The sequence below is a fragment of the Citrobacter freundii complex sp. CFNIH2 genome (assembly GCF_002880615.1).
GTDB classification, from domain to species: domain Bacteria; phylum Pseudomonadota; class Gammaproteobacteria; order Enterobacterales; family Enterobacteriaceae; genus Citrobacter_A; species Citrobacter_A amalonaticus_F.
Genome location: NZ_CP025757.1, coordinates 4,661,028 through 4,678,940, shown reverse-complemented (window position 1 = coordinate 4,678,940; position 17,913 = coordinate 4,661,028). Strand labels below are relative to the sequence as shown.

At 54.5% G+C, this 17,913-nt stretch carries 16 protein-coding genes; all 16 read right to left on the bottom strand.

All coding sequences use genetic code 11. The features are described from left to right. Positions 1–27: 27 nt before the first annotated feature. The gene (locus tag WM46_RS22945) at positions 28–804 is read right to left on the bottom strand and encodes an ABC transporter ATP-binding protein (RefSeq protein WP_102603449.1); all 777 of its coding nucleotides are present in this window, start codon (positions 802–804) and stop codon (positions 28–30) included. After that, positions 804–1,574, bottom strand: a complete 771-nt coding sequence (locus tag WM46_RS22940; protein ID WP_102603448.1) for an ABC transporter permease — start codon at positions 1,572–1,574, stop codon at positions 804–806. The genes WM46_RS22945 and WM46_RS22940 overlap by 1 nt, the downstream gene beginning before the upstream one ends. Beyond that, entirely contained in the window at positions 1,571–2,572 is a 1,002-nt protein-coding gene (locus tag WM46_RS22935; RefSeq protein WP_102603447.1) for a glycine betaine ABC transporter substrate-binding protein, read from the bottom strand. Before WM46_RS22935 ends, WM46_RS22940 begins: the two co-directional genes overlap by 4 nt. A 69-nt stretch (positions 2,573–2,641) precedes the next feature. After that, the gene (locus WM46_RS22930) at positions 2,642–3,349 is read right to left on the bottom strand and encodes an aspartate/glutamate racemase family protein (protein WP_102603446.1); all 708 of its coding nucleotides are present in this window, start codon (positions 3,347–3,349) and stop codon (positions 2,642–2,644) included. Next, positions 3,342–4,346, bottom strand: coding sequence for a D-cysteine desulfhydrase (locus WM46_RS22925; protein WP_102603445.1), 1,005 nt, complete (start codon positions 4,344–4,346; stop codon positions 3,342–3,344). The genes WM46_RS22930 and WM46_RS22925 overlap by 8 nt, the downstream gene beginning before the upstream one ends. 210 nt (positions 4,347–4,556) lie before the next feature. After that, positions 4,557–6,995, bottom strand: coding sequence for a ribonuclease R (gene rnr, locus WM46_RS22920; protein ID WP_102603444.1), 2,439 nt, complete (start codon positions 6,993–6,995; stop codon positions 4,557–4,559). A 227-nt stretch (positions 6,996–7,222) separates the two neighbouring features. Further along, positions 7,223–7,648 (bottom strand): nitric oxide-sensing transcriptional repressor NsrR, encoded by a 426-nt coding sequence (nsrR, locus tag WM46_RS22915; RefSeq protein ID WP_042321442.1) that lies wholly within the window; start codon positions 7,646–7,648, stop codon positions 7,223–7,225. Between the two features lie 221 nt (positions 7,649–7,869). Continuing rightward, the gene (gene purA / locus WM46_RS22910; protein WP_042321439.1) at positions 7,870–9,168 is read right to left on the bottom strand and encodes an adenylosuccinate synthase; all 1,299 of its coding nucleotides are present in this window, start codon (positions 9,166–9,168) and stop codon (positions 7,870–7,872) included. A gap of 103 nt (positions 9,169–9,271) precedes the next feature. Next, complete coding sequence (locus tag WM46_RS22905) at positions 9,272–9,469, bottom strand: DUF2065 domain-containing protein (protein WP_042321436.1); 198 nt, start codon at positions 9,467–9,469, stop codon at positions 9,272–9,274. An 86-nt stretch (positions 9,470–9,555) separates the two neighbouring features. Further along, positions 9,556–10,560 (bottom strand): protease modulator HflC, encoded by a 1,005-nt coding sequence (gene hflC / locus WM46_RS22900; protein ID WP_102603443.1) that lies wholly within the window; start codon positions 10,558–10,560, stop codon positions 9,556–9,558. 2 nt (positions 10,561–10,562) lie between these two features. Then, positions 10,563–11,819, bottom strand: a complete 1,257-nt coding sequence (hflK, locus tag WM46_RS22895; protein ID WP_061075453.1) for an FtsH protease activity modulator HflK — start codon at positions 11,817–11,819, stop codon at positions 10,563–10,565. Positions 11,820–12,008: 189 nt separating this feature from the next. Continuing rightward, positions 12,009–13,289: a ribosome rescue GTPase HflX gene (gene hflX / locus WM46_RS22890; RefSeq protein WP_042321426.1), complete on the bottom strand. Its 1,281-nt coding sequence runs from the start codon at positions 13,287–13,289 to the stop codon at positions 12,009–12,011. A gap of 74 nt (positions 13,290–13,363) precedes the next feature. Continuing rightward, on the bottom strand, positions 13,364–13,672 hold the full coding sequence (gene hfq / locus WM46_RS22885; protein ID WP_061069555.1) for an RNA chaperone Hfq: 309 nt from the start codon (positions 13,670–13,672) through the stop codon (positions 13,364–13,366). A gap of 83 nt (positions 13,673–13,755) precedes the next feature. Further along, complete coding sequence (miaA, locus tag WM46_RS22880; RefSeq protein WP_102603442.1) at positions 13,756–14,706, bottom strand: tRNA (adenosine(37)-N6)-dimethylallyltransferase MiaA; 951 nt, start codon at positions 14,704–14,706, stop codon at positions 13,756–13,758. Then, positions 14,699–16,561 carry a DNA mismatch repair endonuclease MutL gene (gene mutL, locus WM46_RS22875; protein WP_102603441.1) on the bottom strand — a complete coding sequence of 621 codons (1,863 nt, stop codon included), beginning with the start codon at positions 16,559–16,561 and terminating at the stop codon, positions 14,699–14,701. The genes miaA and mutL overlap by 8 nt, the downstream gene beginning before the upstream one ends. A gap of 9 nt (positions 16,562–16,570) precedes the next feature. Next, a complete protein-coding gene (amiB, locus tag WM46_RS22870; RefSeq protein WP_102603440.1) occupies positions 16,571–17,902 on the bottom strand; it encodes an N-acetylmuramoyl-L-alanine amidase AmiB in 1,332 nt (443 codons plus the stop codon). Positions 17,903–17,913 lie beyond the last annotated feature (11 nt).

The following is a 17,913-nucleotide window of genomic DNA, read 5'->3' as shown; positions in this document are numbered from 1 at the left end:
GGCTGGCTGCGTCATTTAAACCGCTTATTAACGTAAGTGCCGTCTCGCCTCCTGACGAACCCGATGCAGGACGTGATGCTTGATCTCGCTATACAAGGGGTGTTCAGCAAGGGTTTCAATATCCCGTTCCCGCCCAAACGGCAGACTAATCTCGTCGACGATTTTTCCCGGTTTTGCCGACATGATCAGAATGCGGTCGGCCAGAAAGAGCGCCTCCTCCACGTCGTGGGTGACGAACAGTAATGTGGTGCCCGTGGACAGCCAGGCCTCACGCAATAACTCTTGCATCATCAGTCGGGTTTGCGCATCCAGCGCACCAAATGGTTCATCAAGCAGTAGCACTTCCGGGCCGGGAAGCCAGGCACGGGCTAGCGCCACGCGTTGTTTCATACCACCAGAAAGCTGCCAGGGCGCATGATGTTCAAAGCCCTTCAGCCCTACGCGTTCCAGCCATAACTGCGCCTGGGCGTTGGTTTCGTCTTTGCGATGTTTGCCCAAACGGGGGCCAAAAGTGACGTTTTCCAGCACCGATAGCCACGGGAAAAGATTGGGCTGCTGGAAGATCATTCCGCGATCCGGACCCGGTTGTTTTACCGTTTTCCCTCCCGCAACCACCCGTCCCCGATCCGGTTGATTAAATCCAGCGACCAGGTTCAGGATGGTGGATTTCCCACAACCAGAGGGTCCAAGCAGTACCACAAACTCACCGCGGTTTAACGACAGGTTAATGTCTTCCAGCACCGTAAACGGCTGCGGTTTTGCCGCAAAGGAGAGCGAGACATTTTCCAGGGTAATCGTACTCATTATTCTTTCCCCGCCCAGGGCACAGTCAGACGCTGTAACCCCAGCAACAACAAATCCAGCAAGTATCCAATACCGCCCAGAAGTAAAATTCCCAGCATGACGATATCAGTGCGCAAATAAGAGCTGGCGTTGATCACCATCCAGCCCAGACCAGAACTGGCCGCAACCATCTCTGCGGCAATCAGTGACGTCCAGCCAATACCAATGGAGAGTCTGACCGTCGTGAAGAGATCCGGTAACGCGTCGGGCAATACCACACGCATAAAGATCTGCCTGCGTGAAGCACCGAGCGTTTGTGCCACGCGAATCCGTGAACGCCCAATGCGATCAACAGCAGCCGAAGCGCCGACCACCACGCTCAAAAACGTGGCAATAAAGATCAGGAAAAACTTCGATGCCTCGCCGATTCCCAACCAGACCACTGCCAGCGGGATCAACGCAATTTTTGGCAAAGGACGCAGAAACTGAACAAAAGGATTGAGCACCGCAGCCAGTCCGTCCGATAGCCCCATCAACAGACCCAGAGGAATACCGATAGCAATCGCCACTGCAAACGCGCTTAGCGCACGCGCCAGGCTAATCACAATATGTTCCCACAGCGGTACCTGACGGTAGCCATCCGCCATCAGTTCTTCCGTAGTCAGACCAATATCGGTGAGAGACGGTAACAGCAGCGGGTCGACCCACTGCCGTGTCGCCGCTAGCTGCCAGACGATAAAGAAAACCACCACCGACAACACACTGATGGCGATATGCTGACTTAATCTCATTGTGCCGCCGCTTCGCGAATGTAACGAGAATCAATCGCCGTATCCCAGTTAGCAGGAATATCACGCTTACGGATCTCACCAATACCGGCAAGGAAATGGGAGGTTTTGCTCAACGCTTTGCCAATACCGCTGTCAGTGGTTTGAGTCCCGTTCCCCAACCAGTCAGCGGTTCCTTGCTGGGCAAGCGTGGGATACTCCAGTCCTCCCAGGGTATTTGCAGCCGTGGTGACTGGCGCACCGACCTCTTTGGCGACAATCCCTGCAGCACGTTCCGGATCGTTTTTGAACTCATCTACTTTCTGCTGATGCACACGCAGGAAAGCAGTCACCGCTTCAGGGTGCTGCTCAGCAAAGGCTTTACGCACCACATAGTTGTTGTAAATCAGATAGCCATCTTTTTGCAGATCTTTGGTCGCAAAAACCTGATGCCCGCCCGAAGCCTCCAGTTCCTGAGCAAACGGCGCCCAGACATAACCAGCATCAATATCACCACGCTTCCAGGCCGCCACCATCTCAGCAGGACGCAGTGGCAGCAGCGTGATTTTGCTACGATCCAGCTTGTTCACACTGATCGCGGCTTCAAGGGCATACTGCGCCGTCGAATTTGGCGGATAGCCAACGCGTTTACCCTCGATATCCTTGATGTTGACTATGCCGTCTTTTCCAATCAGACGCTCATAGCTGGCTATCACCCCTGAAACGCCAATAATCTCGACCGGTAATTTACGTACAATACCTGCCGTCGCCGGACTGGAGCCAAAATTGGCAATATCAATCGCATTGCTGGCGAAATAATTTAGCGCATCAGCGCCTGAAGCAAATTGCACCCATTTCACTTTCGTGTTTAAGGCTTTATCCAGAGAACCATCCGCTTTTGCCAACATTAATACCTGAGAGCCACCGCTATATGCTACGCGGACTTCAGTTGGCGTATCAGCAACACTCATATTCGCCCACAAACTACCCACAGCCATTAATAATAAGAGACTTCTTTTCATTTTATTTATCCTTTGAGGAATCCGAATATTGAGTCCGACACTGTGCGGACTGCACATATATTTAAGACGTTAGTTCATTTGCCATAACTGCGAACATCGCTCTGCCAGTGCCTGAGCCGGGTCATATGTCAGATGATGAAATGGCGTATTGATCGCCTCCAGTGCGACAGGCACCTCTGTACACGCCAGCACTAGCTTTTGCGCCCCGCGTTCAAACAGTGCATGAGCCTGTCGCGCTAACAACTCTCCCCCTTCAACCAGCGCGCCGCGTTTGACGGCATAACAACCGGGTACGAACCACTGTGTCAGTTCCTCTGCGGTTGGCTCCAGCACCTCAATGCCCTGCGCAGCCAGCCTCTGCTGATACCAGCCGGCATCCAGCGTGCCTTTTGTCGCGATAACGCCCACTCGCGAAGGTTTGTCATCAGACTGAGTCAAAGCATCCAGCGTGGCGTCAACGATATGCAAGATGGGTGCATGACTCACTTCGCTGAGCGCGTTATACCAGTGGTGTGCCGTATTACAAGGGATTGCAATATGGCTTGCTCCCGCCTGATTCAGCGTCCTGATACCGTGTATCAGTTGTGGAAGGGGTGATGGCCCCGTTCCTGCCAGCGCTTGCTGGCGATCCGCGATTTGCGGCACATTCCAGACGACCATGGGGATCTGCTGCTGATCGCTTTGCGCAGGCGTGGCATCCAGCAGGCGACGTTGAAAGTCCAGCGTCGCCAGAGGACCCATTCCCCCCAACACGCCAAGCAAGAAAGGTTTAGCCATGCTCCAGCACCTGCCGGTAACCAAACAGCCCCGCCGATCCCCCGGTATGGATAAAGACAATGTTCTCATCCCGACGGAAGTGACCTTTACGAATAAGGTCAATCAACCCAGCCATCCCTTTTGCGGAGTAAACGGGATCAAGCAAGATACCTTCATGACGAGCCAGCAACGTCAGCGCCTCCAGTGTCCCTTCTGTCGGCAAACCGTACCCATCGCCAACATAATCACTATTCGCCACTACTGCGTGACGCGACAACTCTCCCGGCACGCCAAGCCGTTCCAGCGTGCGGGAAGCCAGCGTCCACACGTTCTCTTCCTGTTTTGCTTTAGGCGCCCGCACGCTGATACCCAACACGGGAATATGGCTGTGGGTTGCCGTAAAGCCCGCCACTAATCCCGCCTGAGTACCGGTACTGCCCGTGGCATGAACGACGTGATCAATGCGCAGCCGGCGCTCGGATGACTGATACAGCAACTCTTCTGCACAGGCGACATAACCCAGTGCCCCCGTCGGGTTCGACCCGCCCCCCGGAATGACATACGGGTTGTACCCTTGCTCACGCAACGTTGCGGCATACTCTTCCATTGCCTGCTGCATATCCGTTCCACCGGGCAGGTGAGCAACGATCTTCCCTCCCAGCAAGTTATCGAGTAACACATTGCCCGAGCGCTGATAATCTTCACCAAAATCCGTCACCCGTTTTTCCAACAGCGCTTTCGCTTTTAACCCAAGCCTTGCAGCACCTGCGATTGTCTGACGGACATGGTTTGATTGCGTCGCCCCTTGGGTGATGACCACATCCGCTTTTTTCTCCAGTGCATCTGCCAAAAGGAATTCCAGCTTGCGGGTTTTATTCCCGCCACTTGCAAGGCCGGTCGCGTCATCACGTTTAATCCATATTTTTGGTCCACCTAATAATTTACTTAAATTATTTAGCGGCTCCAGCGGCGTGGGAAAATGGCCAAGAGATACTCTTGGAAAACGAGCCAGATGCATAAGTGCTCCTTGCTATTAAGGATTTTAAAAAGTGAAATTCACTATACACATCTGCCGAAGAGGGCTAATCAAAAAGAATAAATAACGATTACTGAAAAATGAATAAGGCAGAAAAAAGGAGTGATGACGGGAGTGTATATACTCTTGTGGAATGTCTTACGACAAAAAAGAATAACCCCTTCGCCTGGAAGGGGTTATCAGAAGTAATTACTACGCGGGTTTCTTTTTAGCGGCACGCTTTGCTTTTGTCGCCGCCGCTATTTTTTGCGTTTTCTCAGAAGGCTTTTTCGCTTTTCTGGCCTCTTTCTTCGCCGCCTTTGGCTTTTGTTTCTTCTCGCCACGGAAAGCGCTGTCAGGCTCGAAATTGGCTTTCTTACCAACCTGACGACGACGCCCGGTTTTTTTGCCTGCATCGCCTTTCTTCGCTCTTTCTCGCGCCGTTTTACCTTCGTTACGTGGCGCACGCTCGCTGGAGATCAGGCTGAAATCAATCTTGCGCTCATCCATATTCACGGCTTCGACTTTCACTTCCACGCGATCGCCGAGACGATAAGTCTGTCCGCTGGATTCGCCGGTCAGGCGCTGTCCCACCTGGTCAAAACGGTAGTAGTCGTTATCCAGCGAGGAGACGTGCACCAGACCATCGATGAACAGTTCGTCCAGACGCACAAAGAAGCCAAAGCCGGTGACGCTGGCAATCACGCCTTTAAAGACGTTGCCGACCTGATCCAGCATGAAGTCGCACTTCAGCCAGTCAGCGACGTCACGGGTTGCTTCATCCGCGCGACGTTCAGTCATCGAACAGTGCTGGCCCAGTTGCAGCATCTCTTCCATCGAATAGTGGTAACCCCCCGTCTCGGTGGTGTTACCCTTATGGCCCTGCTCTTTCGCCAGCAGATACTTAATGGCGCGGTGCAGGGAGAGATCCGGATAACGACGGATTGGCGAGGTAAAGTGCGCATACGACTGTAGCGCCAGACCAAAGTGGCCCCGGTTTTCCGGATCGTAAATCGCCTGCTTCATCGAACGCAGCAGCATGGTTTGCAGCATTTCGGCATCAGGACGATCGGCGACCGATTCCAGCAGTTCCGCATAGTCACGCGGTTCCGGCTTATTGCCACCCGGCAGTTCCAGCCCCAGTTCCGCCAGAACAGAACGGAAGGAAGTGATCGCCTCGGTGGTCGGCTTGTCGTGAATACGGAACAGCGCAGGCTCCTGGGCTTTCTCAACGAAACGCGCCGCCGAGATGTTCGCCAGAATCATGCACTCTTCGATCAGCTTGTGCGCATCGTTACGCTGGGTTTGCTCAATTCGTTCAATACGGCGTTCCGCATTGAAAATGAACTTCGCTTCTTCACTCTCAAACGAGATGCCGCCGCGCTCTTCACGGGCTTTATCCAACACTTTATAGAGGTTGTGCAGCTCTTCGATATGCTTAACCAGCGGCGCATACTGCTCGCGCAGATCCTGATCGCCCTGCAACATATGCCAGACCTTGGTGTAGGTCAGACGCGCATGTGAGCTCATCACCGCTTCGTAGAATTTATACCCCGTCAGACGGCCTTTGGTCGAGATGGTCATTTCGCAGACCATGCACAGGCGATCAACCTGCGGGTTCAGTGAACACAGACCGTTGGAGAGCACTTCCGGCAGCATCGGTACCACCTGCGACGGGAAGTACACGGACGTCCCGCGATTACGCGCTTCCTGGTCCAGCGGCGTCGGCGGACGCACGTAATAACTCACGTCGGCAATCGCCACCCATAAACGCCAGCCGCCACCGCGTTTCTTCTCACAATAGACCGCATCGTCAAAGTCACGGGCATCTTCGCCGTCGATGGTGACCAACGGCAAATCACGTAAATCCACACGACCGACTTTTGCCTCTTCAGGCACCTCTTCTTTCAGACCGGCAACCTGTTTTTCAACGGCGGCTGGCCAGATGTACGGGATTTCATGGGTTCGCAGCGCCATATCGACGGCCATACCGGTCCCCATGTTATCGCCCAGTACTTCGACGATTTTCCCTACCGCTTTAGTGCGGCGCGTTGGACGCTGGGTAAGTTCGACCACTACCACAAAGCCCATGCGGGCGCCCATTACCGCGTCCGGCGGGATCAGAATATCGAAACTCAGGCGGCTGTCGTCAGGAACGACAAAGCCCACGCCAGCGTCGGTGAAGTAACGACCGACAATCTGGCTGGTTTTCGGCACCAGCACGCGCACGATACGCGCTTCACGGCGACCTTTACGATCCGCGCCTAGCGGTTGCGCCAATACCTGATCGCCATGGATGCAGGTTTTCATCTGCTCGCTGGAGAGATACAAATCGTCTTTACGTCCTTCGACGCGCAGAAAGCCGTAGCCATCACGGTGGCCAATAACGGTACCTTTCAGCAGATCGAGGCGTTCCGGCAGCGCATAACACTGGCGACGGGTGAAGACCAGTTGTCCGTCACGCTCCATCGCGCGCAGACGGCGACGCAGGGCTTCCTGCTGCTCTTCGCCTTTTATGTTCAGTTCCACAGCCAGCTCATCGCGGCTGGCGGGTTTTTCGCGTTTTGTTAAATGTTCGAGGATAAATTCCCGGCTTGGGATAGGATTTTCGTACTTTTCAGCTTCGCGTTCCTGGAAAGGATCTTGTGACATCGAGGTTCCTCCATTGTCAGTTCCGGTGGAATTCCGTCGTCTTTCACGCCGTCTCTTTGTTGGCTGCCTTTGCTCTCCCCAGTCACTTACTTTTGTAAGCTCCTGGGGATTGATGAGAGACATCGCTGTCTCTCACCGAAGGCCAGCCTGCGGCTGTTCAAATTCGTTCCTGACGAATTTGTCACTCTGTTGCTGCCGCGATACGACGCGAAATACTTTGGACTTCATTATTCCACCAGCAATAATTTATAAAGCGGTTGATTCTCTTCAACCAAATCGGCCAGCGTGTAGTTATCCAGCTCCGTTAGAAAACTTTGCACGGCCTTAGAAAGCGCCTGTTTGAGTCGACAGGCAGGGGTGATGTGGCAAAACTCACTGCTACAGTTCACCAGCGACAGCGGTTCGAGTTCGCGCACGACATCGCCGATTCGAATGGTATTCGCGGCTTTGCCTAAACGGATCCCGCCATTTTTTCCCCGAATAGCCGTTACAAAGCCCGCCCGGCTAAGTTGATTGATTATTTTGACCATATGATTACGGGAAACGCCGTAGACGTCTGTCACCTCCGAAATACTGGTCATGCGACCTTCCGGGAGTGATGCCATATAGATTAGCGCTCGTAGTCCGTAATCGGTGAAACTCGTTAACTGCACATCAACCTCAGGGAAAAGGGGGAATCGGGATACATCTTATTTATATTGATGATAAACCAGCCACTAGCCAGGCCGCTAATTTATTTCAGTTCGGGAAGGAAAAAAGCGAGGGTTTAACGCACGATTAAGCCGGATGGCGACGCTTTGCGTCTTGTCCGGCCAACGACACTCTGTAGGCCTGATAAGCGCAGCGCCATCAGGCACTGCGCCACGAACCAAAATTATGCGTCGAACGGGTCACGCAGAATCATGGTCTCAGTACGATCCGGGCCAGTCGAAATAATATCAATCGGCACACCGGTCAGTTCTTCGATACGCTTAATGTAGTTCAGCGCTGCTTGTGGCAAACCGCTACGCTCTTTCACGCCGAAGGTGGACTCAGACCAGCCCGGCATGGTTTCGTAAATCGGCTCGATACCTTCCCAATCGTCAGCCGCCAGCGGTGTTGTGGTCACTTCACGGCCATCCGGCATACGATAAGCGACACAGATTTTCACCTCTTTCAAACCGTCCAGTACGTCCAGTTTGGTCAGGCAGAAGCCCGACAGGGAGTTGATCTGTACTGCACGACGCACAGCAACGGAGTCCAGCCAGCCAGTACGACGACGACGACCCGTGGTAGCGCCGTATTCGTTACCCTGTTTGCACAGGAACTCACCGATGTCATCAAACAGCTCCGTCGGGAACGGACCCGCACCCACACGTGTGGAGTAAGCTTTGATGATACCCAGAACGTAATCCACATAACGCGGGCCCAGGCCAGAGCCGGTCGCCACGCCACCCGCAGTGGTGTTAGAGGACGTTACGTACGGATAGGTACCGTGGTCGATATCCAGCAGCGTACCCTGCGCGCCTTCGAACATGACGAAATCGCCACGCTTGCGCGCCTGGTCCAGCAGATCGGACACATCAACAACCATAGAGGTCAGGATGTCGGCAATCGCCATCACATCATCCAGCACTTTCTGGTAGTCAACCGCGTCAACTTTGTAGAAGTTAACCAGCTGGAAGTTGTGATATTCCATCACTTCTTTCAGTTTTTCAGCGAAGGTGGCTTTGTCGAACAGATCGCCAACGCGCAGACCGCGACGTGCGACTTTGTCTTCGTAAGCCGGCCCGATACCACGACCGGTAGTCCCGATCGCTTTCGCGCCACGTGCTTTCTCACGCGCGTTATCCAGCGCAACGTGGTAGTCCAGAATCAGCGGGCATGCTTCAGACAACAGCAGACGCTCGCGAACAGGAACACCACGATCTTCCAGTCCTTTCATCTCTTTCATCAGCGCAGCCGGAGACAGCACAACACCGTTACCGATGATGCTGATGACGTTCTCGCGGAGAATACCTGATGGAATAAGATGGAGGACGGTTTTTTCACCGTTGATTACGAGAGTATGGCCTGCGTTGTGACCGCCCTGGTAGCGTACAACATATTTAGCCCGTTCAGTCAGAAGATCGACGATCTTTCCTTTACCTTCGTCACCCCATTGGGTGCCCAGTACGACGACGTTGTTACCCATTTTTCAAAATCACCGTTTGCTTAAAAATGGATTCTACCATCGCTTTTTCAGATATACAGCACTTTTTGCATGCAAAAATCAGCTAAATTCGCACGTTTTTTGATCAGCCAATCGTTTTCCTCAACATGTAGTAGACCACAATGCCCGCCACCACAAGTCCACCGCCAAAACGACGTAAAGTATTTTCAGGCAACTGCGTCATGGCAGAAATCATCTTCTTCCATGCTCGCGGGTAAAGCATCGGACCTAAACCTTCAAGCACTAACACCAGAGCAAGCGCGAGCCAGATTGTTGAGTTCATCGGACGTCCTTTATAAAAAGAAAACCACCGCATCCCTGAGGATGCCGGTGGTTTTATGCGTCTAACCTAAAACCGTTGCGACGATATTATCGCGTAGCGGTATTCGGTGTCTTCATGTAGCGGAAGAAATCGCTGTCCGGGCTCATGACCATGACATCCTGATTGCCTTCGAAGCTCTTCTCGTAAGCGCGCAGGCTACGGATAAAGGCGTAGAAGTCAGGATCCTGGCTGAACGCATCGGCAAACAGCTTCGCCGCTTCTGCATCCCCTTCACCGCGCATGATACGCCCCTGACGCTCAGCTTCCGCCAGCGTTTTGGTCACTTCATAGTCGGCTGTCGCGCGCAGTTTTTCCGCTTCTTCCTGACCTTGTGAACGGTGACGACGCGCTACCGCTTCACGCTCAGCGCGCATACGGTTGTAGATCGCTTCAGACACTTCGGTCGGCAGGTTGATCTGCTTGATCCGCACGTCGACCACTTCGATACCCAATGCGGCCATACTGTTCGGGTTGATCACCGGCACATTGCCGTTGGTTTCAGCCTGAACACGCTCAGCGGCTTCGGCAATCGCGTTATCCGCTGCCGGGGTCGCCACTTCGTCTTCGGTTCCGGCAGAGCCGGAGTTCAGTGCGTCACGTACTTCCAGGGTCAGACGACCACGGGAGTCGGTCACGATGTCTTTCACATCCAGACGACCAATCTCAGAACGTAAACGGTCAGAGAACTTACGTTTCAACAGGACTTCGGCCTGAGAAATATCGCCGCCGCCCGTCGCCAGGAAGTAACGGCTGAAATCGCTGATGCGCCATTTGATGTAAGAGTCGACAATCAGGTCTTTCTTCTCTTTGGTGACAAAGCGATCGGCCTGGTTATCCATCGTCTGGATACGCGCGTCGAGCATTTTCACCGACTGAATAAACGGAACCTTAAAGTGCAGGCCTGGCTCATAAATCAACGGTTTTTTGTCGCCATCACGCACGACGCTGCTGAACTGGAACTTAATTCCGCGCTCGCCTTCTTTCACCACGAAAATTGAGGTGTACAGCACTACCAGCACGATGATGATAATCGCAATAACTGACTTACGCATCGTTATTCCCCCTGACGCTGGTAGTCGTTACGCTGCGCGTTAGCGCGGCGTTGGTCCATAATATCGCCCTGACTGGTGGACGAGGTGTTGCTTGCTCCGCTGCTGCTGGAAGAAGACGTGGAGGGCAGACGCAGCAGGTTCGAACCGCTATCGCTCTTTGCCGCTGGCGCGTTCGCGCCTTTCAGCATCTGATCCAATGGCAGAACCATCAGATTGCCACCTTTGTCGTTAACCAACACTTTACGGGTATGGCTCAACACTTTTTCCATCGTCTCGATATACAGACGCTCGCGGGTAATCTCTGGCGCCGCTTTATATTCCGGAAGAATTTTCGCGAAGCGCGCCACTTCACCCTGCGCTTCCAGGATGGTTTGCGTTCTGTAAGCACGCGCCTCTTCGAGGATACGCTGTGCCTGACCGTTCGCACGCGGCTGAACTTCGTTGGTATACGCTTCCGCTTCACGGATGTACTGCTGTTCGTTCTCACGGGCAGCAATCGCATCGTCAAACGCCGCTTTCACCTCTTCCGGCGGACGTGCAGCCTGGAAGTTGACGTCGAGCAGGGTAATACCCATGTTGTACGGACGAATGGTCTCTTCCAGTTCACGCTGGGTATCGCTACGAATAACGGTACGCCCTTCGGTCAGGATACGGTCCATGGTGTATTTACCGATCACGCCGCGCAGGGCGCTGTCGGTCGCCTGACGCAGACTGTCATCTGCGCTGGTTACGCTAAACAGATATTTCTGCGGATCGGTGATGCGGTACTGCACGTTCATCTCAACGCGCACCACGTTCTCATCCGACGTCAGCATCACACCGGAAGCGGCCAGTTCGCGGACGGCTTCCACGTTCACCGGCGTAACCTCGTCGATAAACGTCGGCTTCCAGTTCAGGCCCGGTTCAACCAGATGGCTGAACTTACCAAAGCGTGTCACCACGCCGCGCTCTGCTTCTTTGATGGTGTAGAAACCGCTTGCCGCCCAGATAATGACGATAGCTGCCGCCGCGATGGAGACGACACGTCCGCCCAGATGCGGGCGCGGGCCTTGCGATGAGCTTCCGCCGCCAGAGCCGGTACCTTTACCGCCCCCCAGACCACCGAGTTTTTTACTCAGCTTGCGAAAGATGTCATCGAGATCAGGTGGCCCCTGCTCGCGACCACCTTTGTTTCCATTTCCCTCAGAGTTGCCGCCTGGTTTGCTGCTTCCCCACGGGTCGCGGTCTTGTCCGTTATTACCGGGCTGATTCCACGCCATGTTTGTGCTCCATATTTGTTATGCGATGCTATACCTGTGTTTTTTGCGCGGCAGATGCGTTGGCTACATCCCTCAGCCCCCGTCACATAGTTGACTATGCTCCAGAGGATTTCAGGACTTGCCGCCTTCCTGCCGCTCAACCTCCACAAGGTACAGAGGCGAAAAAATCTTCAGGCCATATCCGTCAGATCAGACAACATAGTCTTCCAAAGCCGGTTCTTGTTTACAGAGGCGACGCCAGTCAACGATCGGCAGGCGAACTTGCAGACTTACGCTACCGTCATCCTCCATCCACTCTTTTTCTATTGCCTGAAGCTGATAAAAACGGCTTCTCAGACGCCCTTCCTGCGGCGGCAAACGCAACGTATGCTGCGCCACCTCGCCGGAAAGTCGCTCCGTCAAAGCCTGAAAAAGCTGTGGTATCCCAACCCCTGTCTGCGCGGAAAGCCAGACACGGATCGGTTTGTTCTCTTCATCACGGTCGATACGCGGTTCAAAGTCATCCAGCATATCGATCTTGTTCATCACCATCAGGGATGGGATCTCGTGAGCATCGATCTCTTCGAGAACCGTATCCACTGCGTCGATGTTTTCCTGCACGCGCACATCCGCTGCATCAACCACATGCAGCAACAGTGTCGCCTGACGCGTTTCCTGGAGGGTCGCTTTAAACGCCGCTACCAGATCGTGCGGAAGATGACGGATAAACCCAACGGTATCCGCCAGCACGGTTTCCCCGACATCCGCCACGTCAATACGCCGCAGCGTCGGATCCAGGGTCGCAAACAGTTGATCTGCCGCATAGACCCTGGCTTCGGTTATCTGATTGAAAAGGGTGGATTTTCCGGCGTTGGTATATCCCACCAGCGAGACGGTCGGGACATCCGCCTTAATGCGCGACTGTCGCCCCTGCTCACGTTGCTTTTCAACTTTTTCCAGGCGCGACTGGATCTGCAATATACGGTTTCGCAATAAACGACGGTCGGTTTCGAGCTGGGTTTCACCCGGACCGCGCAAACCAATCCCGCCTTTCTGTCTTTCAAGGTGGGTCCAGCCACGGACAAGACGCGTAGCCAGATGGCGCAACTGCGCCAGTTCAACCTGCAATTTCCCCTCATGGGTACGTGCACGCTGCGCAAAAATATCTAAGATAAGGCCAGTGCGGTCGATAACACGACACTCGCACAAGCGCTCCAGGTTACGTTCCTGGGCCGGGCTCAATGCATGATCGAATAATACGACGGCAGCGCCTGTCGCTTTTACGGCTTCCGCAATTTCAACGGCTTTACCTTCACCAACAAAGTACTTCGGGTGCGGTGCTTTACGGCTACCGGTAATCACCTGCATTGCTTCGACACCGGCGGAAGAGACCAGAGATTCAAACTCCTGGAGGTCTTCCATATCTTTGTCTTGCGAAAAATAGATGTGTACCAGTACCGCCTGCTCACCGGCGTCATAACGGTCAAACAAGCGTCAACCCCTCGATATAGATCAGCGGGGAACGCAGAAATTCTGGCTCCCCGTGTGTAAAACAGCCAAAAACCTTATTCGGTCTCTTCGCTGTCCTGTTGCGCCGCAGAACCCTGCGCGCCGCTACCGTGATGATAGTTACTGCTGGTACCGCCACCGGCATTGTTACTGTGATGAGAAACCGGGCGAGACGGGACAACAGTAGAAATCGCGTGCTTATAAACCATCTGGCTGACCGTGTTTTTCAACAGGATCACAAACTGATCAAAAGACTCGATTTGACCTTGCAGCTTAATACCATTCACCAAATAAATAGAAACTGGAACACGTTCCCGACGCAGTGCGTTCAGGAACGGATCTTGTAAAGATTGCCCCTTAGCCATTCTCTCTTTTCCTTATATGCTTATTTGTACTTTGAATCTTTCGATTCTGAAAATTGCGCACGATACGCCTTAATTGTACACATTCAGTTCGCGATAGCACCAACAACCTGTAATACTTCGTTCCGCGCCTGCTCAGGTTTCTCACTGTCAAGCCAGTGCACTCCTTCCCAACCGCGTAACCAGGTTACCTGGCGCTTTGCCAACTGCCTCGTGGCGCAAACACCTCTATAAACCATTTCATCGTATGATATTTCGCCTTCAAGGTATGACCACATCTGGCGGTATCCCACACAACGAATGGAAGGCAAGTCCGTATGCAAATCTCCACGGGCAAAAAGCGCCCGAACTTCTGCTTCAAATCCTGAAGCCAACATCTGATGAAAACGCTGCTCGATGCGTTGATGCAACAGCTCACGACTCGCTGGGGCGATGGCAAACTGATGCACCTGGTACGGTAAAGCATCGCCTGACGTTTGCGTCAGTTCCGTTAAAGTTTTACCCGAAATGAAAAAAACTTCCAGTGCCCGGGAAAGTCTTTGCGGATCATTTGGATGAATACGCGCAGCCGCAACGGGATCGATTGTCTGTAGCTGCTGGTGCAACGCATCCCACCCTTGCTCTGCCGCCTGTTGCTCAATTCTGGCCCTGACCTGTGGGTCTGCCGACGGTAACGGCGAAAGACCTTCCAGCAATGCCTTGAAATACAACATCGTACCGCCCACTAACAGCGGAATACGCCCCGCAGCAGTGATCTCGCTCATCTCCACCAGCGCATCACGGCGGAAATCCGCGGCAGAATACGCCTGCGACGGATCGCGAATATCCAGCAATCGGTGCGGAGCCGCCTTTAACTCTTCAGCGTCCGGTTTCGCCGTCCCGATATCCATCCCTTTGTAAATAAGGGCGGAATCGACGCTTATCAACTCTACTGGCAAAACTTTACGCAATTCAATCGCTAGCGCCGTTTTACCCGAGGCCGTTGGCCCCATCAAAAAAATTGCCTTTGGCAGGCTCGCCTTACTGATATCACTCATGTTTCAGGGCATTCATCGCCGTATGTAAATCAACAGGTTGTAACAGACCACCCGGCGGCGCCTTCACGAGCTGTGGGCAAAGCCGCTCCACATCAGCCAACAGGGTAATGGCCTGAGCCATTGTCCACTGCGCATGCTCACTCATCAAATTACGCGCAATCCACTGCGCCAGATTACCAGGTTCACGCGCTGACTGTTGCGTCAGGTAGCCTATCAGTTCAGGAATCAAGATTTGTAAATTTTGTTGGCGTAAGGGTAAAGGCACTGCCCGAATGGTCACATGCTGGGCATCTGCCTGAAATTCAATCCCCAATTCCACCAGTGCGTCCTGCGCGTTCTCCAGCGCGGCCTTTTCATCCGCAGAGACTTTTAGCCGCAGCGGGATCAACAACGGCTGAGCGCAAACCTGCCCTGCTCCCGGCGAAAGCTGCGCCTGACGCAGCCAGCGTTCTGCAACGGGCAGCGCCAGCAGGTGAATATTCCCTTCGCGTTCCAGCAGCGCACAGTCGTTGCCCACAATTGTGAGCACACGGCCAAAGCTCTGACAGTGCCCCGCCAACGCCGACGCAGCAGGTTCCACCGCAGGCGATTTTGTCGCAGGCGTCGGCGTTTGCAGGAGCTGGCGATACACCTCGCCCTGCTGTTTCTGGTAGCCCGGCTGAGCATGCGGCCAGCTTGCCGCCGTCGGGCGCGGCGCGCTGCTGCCCGCTGTCGGTGTGGAAGCGTAACGCGGTGACGTAGGCTCTCGGGCCTGCGCCGGCTCAGCAAAATGGTTACGCCCTGCGGCAACGCGGTTTTCCGGAACGTGCCGGGGCGCGGGTTCGCCTTCTGCTTCCAGCGGCAATGGCGATTCAAGCTGCTGTTGCAGCACGCTCAGTACGCCCTGGTAGATAAAGTCGTGTACCAGGCGCGACTGATGAAAACGGACTTCGTGCTTGGCCGGATGCACGTTGACATCCACCTGATGCGGATCAATCTCAAGGTACAGCACAAATGCGGGCTGCTGATCGGCGCCCAGCTTATCTTCACACGCCTGACGAATCGCGTGGTTGATCAGCCTGTCACGCATCATGCGTCCGTTGACGTAGCAGTACTGAATTTCCGCCAACGCCGTCGTGGTGTGATGGGGATCGGCGACCCAGCCGCGTAAGGTCAGATCGCCATGCTGCCACTCAATCGCCAGCGCATGCTCAAGAAACGGCGCGCCGCAAATGGCGCCCAGACGACGCTCTTGCGGTCCCTCTTTCGCCACCGCGCGGTACTGACGCACCATTTTGCCGTTGTGCGACAAATTGATCGTCACGTCAAAACGCGCCAGCGCAATGCGCCGGATGATCTCGTCAATATGGTTGAATTCGGTTTTCTCGGTGCGCATAAACTTGCGCCGGGCGGGCGTGTTGTAGAACAGATCGAGCACTTCCAGCGTGGTGCCCACCGGATGCGCGGCCGGTTTGACCGTCACATCCATGTCGCGCCCTTCGGCGTAGGCTTGCCAGGCTTCCTGTTGCTCTGTAGTGCGTGACGTGAGGGTCAGGCGAGATACCGAGCTGATACTCGCCAGCGCTTCGCCGCGAAAACCGAGGCTAATGATCGCTTCCAGATCGTCAAGTGAGGCAATTTTACTGGTGGCGTGCCGCGCCAGCGCCAGCGCCAGTTCGTCTTTCTTGATCCCGCAGCCATTGTCACGGATACGGATCAGCTTCGCGCCGCCGCGTTCGATATCAATATCGATACGCGTTGCCCCGGCATCAAGGCTGTTTTCCACCAGCTCTTTGACCACCGATGCAGGTCGTTCAACCACCTCACCTGCGGCAATCTGGTTCGCCAGTTGTGGCGGTAACACCTGAATCGGCATGCAAATTCCTTAGTTGATCAACGACTCACCCGGCGTAGCGGCGCTCGCGGTTTGCGCCGCACTTCCCTGCGGGGCCGACTGCATCGGATGCGCCTGGAAGTAGTTACGCAGTCCTTTGTAAATCGCGTCGGCCAACTGCTGCTGATACGCATCGCTCGCCAACAGACGTTCTTCACTGTGATTACTGATAAACCCGGTTTCCACCAGCACCGACGGAATATCCGGCGAGCGCAGAACGCCCAGGCTGGCATGTTCAGGTCGCCGTTTATGCAGTGACCCAATCCGTTCGAGCTGGCCTAACATGTTGGTTGCCACATCATACCCTACGCGTTGGGAATGGCCGAACTGCAAATCCAGCACCGCCTGACTTAGGTACGGATCGGCCTGGCTATTTGCCAGCACATCCCCCGCGCCGCCCAACAGCTCCGACTGTTTTTCATGTTCTTCAAGCCAGTTCGCCATTTCGCTGTTGGCGCGCCGGTTCGACAGCACCCACACGGAGGCGCCGGTAGCGCTACGGTTGGGCGCGGCATCAGCGTGAATCGACACCAGGAAGTTGGCGTTTTGTTTACGCGCCACGTCAGAGCGCCCCATCACAGAGATAAAATAATCCCCGTCACGGGTTAATACGCCTTTAAACATCGGATCGTCATTAAGCAGCGTGCGCAGTTTACGGGCCACCGCAATAGTGACATTTTTCTCTCGCGTACCGCCGGGACCGATCGCCCCGGGATCCTGCCCACCGTGCCCGGCATCAATGGCGATCACCACTTTGTCACCATTGCTGGATGTTGTCCTGGCCGCAGGGCGCGTCGCCGTATTGCTGCTGATCACGGCGGTGGTGCGATCGTTGCTGGTTTTAAACGGATTTCGCGCAGGTTCAGTCGGACGCGGCGTCACCACCGGCGTTTCCACGCGTTTAGCGACGACAGGAGCGGGTGGCGGCGGCGGAGGCGTATCGGCGTTAATGGTAAAGACCACCGTGTAATTTCCACCATTCTGCCGTTTTACCGCCTCGGTTTTCCCGTTTTCGGTTAAATCCACCATTAGTCGTAGCGACTGTGGATCTTTCGCCGTGCCGGAGCGAATGGTCTTCACCAGGTTATTACCGCTAAACATCAGCGGAAGCCCCTGAATGACCCCTGTTTGCTTAATATCCAGCGCAACGGTACGTTTGCCTTCATGGGAAAAGGCATAATCGGGATCGCCAATAAAGCTGAGCGTAATACGCGCCTGCCGTTCGCCGTTGGAGACCTGTATATCGGAGAGGCTGGCTGCTCCGGCCTGCGCGCACAGCAGAACCAGCATGGCCACCAACCCATTTCTGATGCGATAAATCATCCCGCCACCTT